Raw genomic sequence first — 5,999 nt, forward strand, 5'->3', positions numbered from 1 at the left:
AACAATTTAAGATCATATTTTTTGCTATGATAAGTAAGGAATTTATATATCGTGTTATTGGGGGATAAAAAGAGATGTTGAAAAAATTTACTACATGTATTTTAGGTGGCGCTTTAGTATTCAATTTATCTGGTTGTGGCAATACATCCGACAAAACTTCTTCAGAATCTAAAGAAACCAATTCTAAACAAGAAGAAAAGAAAGTGCAAACGACTGATGAGACGCAAACGAAAGAGAATACAAAGCAGAAAAATACAGAACAAGCAAAAGAGAAATCAAAAATAAAAGAAAAAGAGTATGCTGTAAACAAGGATTTTCATACACCTAAATTTGATGTAACTGTAAAAAGAGTTGTAGAAAGAGATAAGGTTGGTAAAGAGAGTATAGGATTCCAAAAACCTGAAGGTGGACATGTCTTTATTGTTGTAGAAGCAGAAGGGAAAAATATCACAAACGAACCGATGAAATTAGCCGTTTTACCATCAGTGGATTTAGTGGATGAAAATGATAATGCTTACCAAAGTGATGTGTTGGCAGCTAGTAGTTATGCGGTTGAAAAAGGCGAGACCTCTAGTATTACTAAGGGATTAAAACCAGGGGAGGTAATGAGAGAAAGTAAAGTTTACGTGATTAATAAGGAAAAATTTGATACAGGAAAATGGTATGTAGTTGTTAACCGTGAGTATAAGGAACAAATTAAATAGTGATTATTTATGAAGAGGAGATGGCTCCTCTTTTTTTGCATAAAATTTTGTAAAGCAAAAAAAATAGAATATTAATATTCTAATATTCAATAGAAAGATAAAATGTTTAAAAATTCATAATAAAATATTATGAATTTTATTTAGTAAAAATAACCAATTTATATGTTGCTCATTATGTATGAAAGGGGAAATGAAAATGGCTGGACAAATTCGCATGTCACCAGAGGAGCTTAAATCGAAAGCTGCTCGATATGGACAAGGTGCAAATCAAATTGAGGATATTTTAAGTCAACTACAAAACTTACAAAATGAATTAAGAGGAGAATGGGAAGGTCGTGCTTTCGAAGGTTTTGATCAACAGTTCAATGAATTAAAGCCAAAAGTACAAAACTTTGCACAGCTATTACAAGAAATTAATATGCAGCTGAATAAAACTGCAGAGGCTGTTGCTTCTCATGATGAAGAATTATCACGTAATTTCGGTTTGAAATAAAAATTGTTTTACCCTATATAACAAGCATTTCAAATGAGCCATACAGCTTATATTGTATGGCTCATTTGATTGCATGCCTAGAGCGAGTGATATTGATAGGGATATATATAATGAGATTTCTTTAATGCATTTGGAAAATTTATAGAAAGGATTTGAAAGAATGGGACAATTTCAAAGTAATTTACAAACAGCAACGCAAATTGCTACGAAGATGGGATCAGCCTCTGATAGGATTCAAAGTGCAACCAGTCGTTCTATAACAAAGGCGACGCGTACAACGTTGTCTGTTAACTTCAAATCACAAGAAGCGAATCAGCAAGTTTTAGACTTGGCGAAACAATTTTCCGCCGCCTTTCAACAAGCGGTTGATAATATTCATTCGGTATCTAACGAGTTTGAGAGAATGGATAATGAACTTCATAATACCTTTCGCTAATGTGACCATCTGATAAAAGTAAAAGGGTAGGGGGAAAAGATGAGTCAAGATACTGAAAAACAAATTAATCAATTGAATCAAAAACTACAAAGTGTATTCGAAGAACAGGATCGAAATCAATTTGCAATTCAAACTCAGGAACATGTGGAACGAAATTTTTATGAATGGAAAAATAGAAGTAATCGTTTATTTAATCGAATTTTAGAAACTTGGCATAAAGATAGAGAAATGTCATTGTTTTTTATGGATATGCGTCAAGAAGCACAATACATAGAACGAAAACTTACATTTGAATTGGAAAGCCAAAAAGAAACATTGTTTAAAGAGAAACGAGATCTTAGTGACCTAGAAAATGACCTTTCATATCAGCAACAACAATTAGTAAAGGAGGCTAATTCATGAGTTTAAATATGTATTTGGGAGAAGTACAAAACCAAACTCAAAGTATGAATGCTGTATGTACGGCCACCATTCAAGGTATGGAACAAGCCATTCAGTCGATTGACGCTTTTGCAACTGATACTGTGTTACAAGGGCAAACATATAGTAGTGCAAAAGCATTTTTTGTACAAACCTTTCGTCGTTTAGCACAAGGAATCATTTATCTGTGTGAAGAGTTAATTCGTCAGAACGATGCTTTTCCAAGTGACTTTCAATCACAAGTCGCTTCCACAGATGTAATTGAACAAGAAATATTAGAACAAATTCGAGAAATTGACCGAATGAAAGCAAGTATGGAAGCCATCAGTCAAGCTATGCCAATGCCGGGTATGGATGCCATGGTAAATCTTTTTATTGTTATGAGGCAAAAACTGCAAGAAAAATTAGAACATCTATATGAATTTAATTATACTTCTAGTAGTAATTATGATACAGCACTCCAACTAGCTGCTAGTATCGCACAAGGTTTAGCAGAGGTACAAAGTGGAAAAGGTTTTAGTCCTGCAAGTGGTACATTTAGTACACAAGGGTTGTATATGGAATGGACAACTTCAATTCAAGCAATTACAGAAGAGAGGGCACGACAAGCTGCCAATTCAATTGAAGAAGGTGAAATGTGTGGTAAGCTACCTGAAAAATCTACTGGTGAAAAAATTTGGGACGGCATTGTAGATGGTACGGGACAAGCAGTTAGCGATACAATAGACGGAATAAAAGCTTTAGGAGATTGGGAAACGTGGGAAAACATGGGGAACGCTGCTTTGCACCCTATTGATACCCTTAGTACCATGTATAATGCATTGTCAGATTCATTTATTAATGATGTAATAAATGGAGATGCTGAAAGTCGTGCTAAATGGGGAAGTTATGCTTTAACACAAGTTGGATTAGGACTTATTGGTGATAAAGGATTAAGTAAAGTATCGAAGGTAGCAACTACTGCAAATCTAACAAAAGGTATGTCCAGAGTAACTAATTCTGCTACATATAGAAATGCAATAAACGTATTAAATAATTTTAATTTAAACATCGGAAACCGTTTTGCTTATGCTGGTATTGGGGGAAGTTCTTTAAAATCTAGCTTTATTGATACTTATCAAACAGCTAAGGATAAGCTATCACCTTATCAATATACTAAGAGGACTACGGATGGTGACATTTTTGTTGGTAAATTATATGGAGAAGATGTAATTCTTAAAGATGTTAAAGTTGATGAAATTACTTACTCTAAGAGAACTCGAGAAGAAGCTGCAAAACTTAGAAAGGTTTTTCAAAATACTGTAAAAAAGGAATTCCTTTACAGTTTGGCAACTAATCCTGAGAAGATTCTTGAACTTAAGAATGCGGGTATACCAGATTTTGAAATAGAAAATATGAAAAAAGGAAAAAATCCATCAGGGTGGCAAGTACATCATAACCTCCCCTTAGATGATGGGGGGACAAATGACTTTGAAAATTTAACTTTAATACAAAATCATCCATATCATAAGGCTATTACTAATACACAAAAAACACTAACTAAAGACTTAACTCATGGAGATAGTATTGATATAGATTGGCCTATACCAAAATATAATATTTATCCTAAAGGGGAATAAATTGAGAAAGAAGGTTTTTATATGTGGAAAGATACGCTTTTAGAAGTTGAAAAAACAATGAAAAGTTTTAACCTCAAACTGAATAAACCAGCAAAAGATACTGAAGTTCAAAGATTAAGAGAACGTGTTAAAGAAAGCTTTAATATTGATTTACCTAATGAGTATGAGGAATTTCTTAGAACTGTAAATGGCTTCGAATTTGATGGTCTGATAATTTATGGAGTTGACCCTTCTTTACTAGAAACAGAAAGAGATGAAACAGTTTATGGACTTTTAGAAAATAATAAGATTTGGTATGAGAATGAGTGGCAACAAGAGTACCTTTTCCTTGGAGATTCAGATATAGCATGGTTTTGTAAAAACATATCCGAAGGTACTTACTTAGAACTTGATAAACCATCTGGTACAGTGATGGAAACATATAATGATTTCAATACAATGCTTGAGGAAGCATTGAAACCAACTCTTCTTTAGTAAGGAGGTAGTAAAAATTATGTTTAACTTTTTGAAAGAATGAGACAATTTCGAAGTAATTTACAAACAGCAACGAAAATTGCTACGAAAATGGGATCAGCCTCTGATAGGATTCAAAGTGCAACCAGTCGTTCTATAACAAAGGAGAGTAAAAATGAAAATTTGGGAATTAAAGAGTTCATTTGATGACTATGAATCCTTTCAACTATTGAATTTAGAAGAAGATTCTAAAAAGTATTTTAAAGGAAAAATTGACTCGGCAGTAAAAGCATCTGATTCATGGGGAGAAATACGTATTAAATGTGTAGAAGAAGGAAATCAAAGTGATTTGCCTCATTTTTGAGGAGAAGTTGGTACACCGATGGTTAGTGGGAAAGCTAAAAAATTCTTAGAGTCTATACTTGGTGATAATGTAGAATTTTTTCCCCTAATTCATGATGTGACAGGAGAAGTGTATTATATAATTAACGTTTTAAATGTAATAGATGCTATTGACTATGAGAAAGCTATACTAAAGAAACTACGTTCTGGCTTAGTAATAGATTTCAAAAAATACGCATTCTTACCTAATATGGTTAAGAACCAAACAATATTTAAAGTTTACTTAAATGAAATATTACATATTCCTTCCGTTTTTGTATCAGATGAATTTAGAAATACAGTGTTAGAAAGTGATTTAAAAGGTTTTGAATTTATAGAGGTATAGGATTGCAGAAGCAAACATGTAAAAGAAAGTCCTAAAATAATTGATAGGAGTTAGTGACATGGATGCAAAGGTTTTAGAAATTCTAAGAATGTTAAACAATTATGAGGGAAATGAAAAAGAAATTTTTGAACTGATTCAAGCTGAAGCAATGGTGAAATTTATATGTGGAAAAATCTGATTTTAGAAATTGAAAAAATAGAGAAAAGTTTTAATGATAAACTGAATACACCAGCAACAGATAGTGAAGTTAAGAAATTAAGAGAACGCATGAAAAAGAGTTTCAATGTTGACCTACCGATTGAATGTGAGGAGTTTCTTAAAACTGTAAATGGATTAGATTTTAACGGGCTAGTACTTTATGGAGTTGACTCTTATTTGTTAGATACAGAAAGGGACGAATCAATTTGCGGGCTTATAGAAACCAATGAGATTTGGTATGAAAATGAATTTCAAAAAGAGTATCTTTTCCTTGGAGATTCAAATATAGCATGGTTCTGTAAAAACTTATCAGACGGTACTTATCTAGAACTTGATAAACCATCAGGTACGGTAATGAACACATATAATGATTTTAATACAATGCTTGAGGAAGCGTTAAAAATAACCCTTCTTTAATAGGGGAGAGTAAAAAATATGTTTAATTTTTTGAAAGAATATGTTGTAGTAGACAGAAGTGCCCGTTCTAAACAAAAATCTATTTTTTATCCTTTACCAAAAGAAGAGATAGCAGAAGCAGAAGGTTTGTTGAAAATGCAGTTTCCAAAAGAACTAAAGCTTTTTTATGAGGGAATTGGCTATGGATTTTTAAAGACTAATAAGACTCTTATTAACAGATTCATGGACCCATTTTCTATTGTAGATTTTCGTTTAAGACAAGATATTTATGAATATAATCCCAACCTAGATGATGTAGATGATGATGAATCATTAGTGTTTTTTGAAGTATCAGAGATTAGCTTTTTAACAATTAAATTTAAGCAGGAAAATGAATTAGGTCAATGTCCTATATATTATGGTTCAACGAAAATAGCGGATTCTTTAGAAGAATTTTTAATAAAAATGGAAGGAAATCCTGATTATTATATTTAATAGATATCAATTCTATTTTGTAGAGTGTGCATTATTGGTTCATCATTTTAAGAAATGT

The 5,999-nt window shown here is 32.2% G+C and carries 8 protein-coding genes and 2 pseudogenes; all 10 read left to right on the top strand.

The window, feature by feature from the left end; genetic code table 11:
- The first annotated feature begins 74 nt into the window (after positions 1–74).
- The 10 genes and pseudogenes from ACQGS6_RS21500 to ACQGS6_RS21545 all read left to right on the top strand — a co-directional run bounded on the left by ACQGS6_RS21500 (position 75) and on the right by ACQGS6_RS21545 (position 5,941).
- Positions 75–704, top strand: a complete 630-nt coding sequence (locus ACQGS6_RS21500) for a hypothetical protein (protein ID WP_426965565.1) — start codon at positions 75–77, stop codon at positions 702–704.
- A gap of 196 nt (positions 705–900) precedes the next feature.
- Positions 901–1,197: a WXG100 family type VII secretion target gene (locus ACQGS6_RS21505; RefSeq protein WP_000918588.1), complete on the top strand. Its 297-nt coding sequence runs from the start codon at positions 901–903 to the stop codon at positions 1,195–1,197.
- A gap of 160 nt (positions 1,198–1,357) precedes the next feature.
- Entirely contained in the window at positions 1,358–1,633 is a 276-nt protein-coding gene (locus ACQGS6_RS21510) for a TIGR04197 family type VII secretion effector (RefSeq protein WP_000529669.1), read from the top strand.
- Between the two features lie 39 nt (positions 1,634–1,672).
- Positions 1,673–2,035, top strand: a complete 363-nt coding sequence (locus ACQGS6_RS21515) for a DUF3958 family protein (protein ID WP_000076386.1) — start codon at positions 1,673–1,675, stop codon at positions 2,033–2,035.
- Entirely contained in the window at positions 2,032–3,672 is a 1,641-nt protein-coding gene (locus tag ACQGS6_RS21520) for a T7SS effector LXG polymorphic toxin (protein WP_426965567.1), read from the top strand. Before ACQGS6_RS21515 ends, ACQGS6_RS21520 begins: the two co-directional genes overlap by 4 nt.
- A 21-nt stretch (positions 3,673–3,693) precedes the next feature.
- Positions 3,694–4,146, top strand: a complete 453-nt coding sequence (locus tag ACQGS6_RS21525) for a YrhA family protein (protein WP_000265347.1) — start codon at positions 3,694–3,696, stop codon at positions 4,144–4,146.
- A 39-nt stretch (positions 4,147–4,185) separates the two neighbouring features.
- Positions 4,186–4,299 (top strand): annotated as a pseudogene (locus ACQGS6_RS21530) (TIGR04197 family type VII secretion effector); the annotation flags it as partial.
- A 1-nt stretch (position 4,300) separates the two neighbouring features.
- Positions 4,301–4,852 (top strand): annotated as a pseudogene (locus ACQGS6_RS21535) (imm11 family protein).
- Between the two features lie 162 nt (positions 4,853–5,014).
- The gene (locus tag ACQGS6_RS21540; protein WP_000265784.1) at positions 5,015–5,467 is read left to right on the top strand and encodes a YrhA family protein; all 453 of its coding nucleotides are present in this window, start codon (positions 5,015–5,017) and stop codon (positions 5,465–5,467) included.
- Between the two features lie 18 nt (positions 5,468–5,485).
- Positions 5,486–5,941 (top strand): SMI1/KNR4 family protein, encoded by a 456-nt coding sequence (locus tag ACQGS6_RS21545; protein WP_426965568.1) that lies wholly within the window; start codon positions 5,486–5,488, stop codon positions 5,939–5,941.
- Positions 5,942–5,999: the final 58 nt, after the last annotated feature.

The sequence above is a fragment of the Bacillus sp. GMs2/2 genome (genome assembly GCF_050172095.1).
GTDB lineage: Bacteria > Bacillota > Bacilli > Bacillales > Bacillaceae_G > Bacillus_A > Bacillus_A cereus.

What these genes read in the sequence shown, in the direction of transcription:
- ACQGS6_RS21500 (WP_426965565.1), top strand. Translation starts at nt 75, where the DNA reads ATGTTGAAAAAATTTACTACATGTATTTTAGGTGGCGCTTTAGTATTC.
- ACQGS6_RS21505 (WP_000918588.1), top strand. Translation starts at nt 901, where the DNA reads ATGGCTGGACAAATTCGCATGTCACCAGAGGAGCTTAAATCGAAAGCT.
- ACQGS6_RS21510 (WP_000529669.1), top strand. Translation starts at nt 1,358, where the DNA reads ATGGGACAATTTCAAAGTAATTTACAAACAGCAACGCAAATTGCTACG.
- ACQGS6_RS21515 (WP_000076386.1), top strand. Translation starts at nt 1,673, where the DNA reads ATGAGTCAAGATACTGAAAAACAAATTAATCAATTGAATCAAAAACTA.
- ACQGS6_RS21520 (WP_426965567.1), top strand. Translation starts at nt 2,032, where the DNA reads ATGAGTTTAAATATGTATTTGGGAGAAGTACAAAACCAAACTCAAAGT.
- ACQGS6_RS21525 (WP_000265347.1), top strand. Translation starts at nt 3,694, where the DNA reads ATGTGGAAAGATACGCTTTTAGAAGTTGAAAAAACAATGAAAAGTTTT.
- ACQGS6_RS21540 (WP_000265784.1), top strand. Translation starts at nt 5,015, where the DNA reads ATGTGGAAAAATCTGATTTTAGAAATTGAAAAAATAGAGAAAAGTTTT.
- ACQGS6_RS21545 (WP_426965568.1), top strand. Translation starts at nt 5,486, where the DNA reads ATGTTTAATTTTTTGAAAGAATATGTTGTAGTAGACAGAAGTGCCCGT.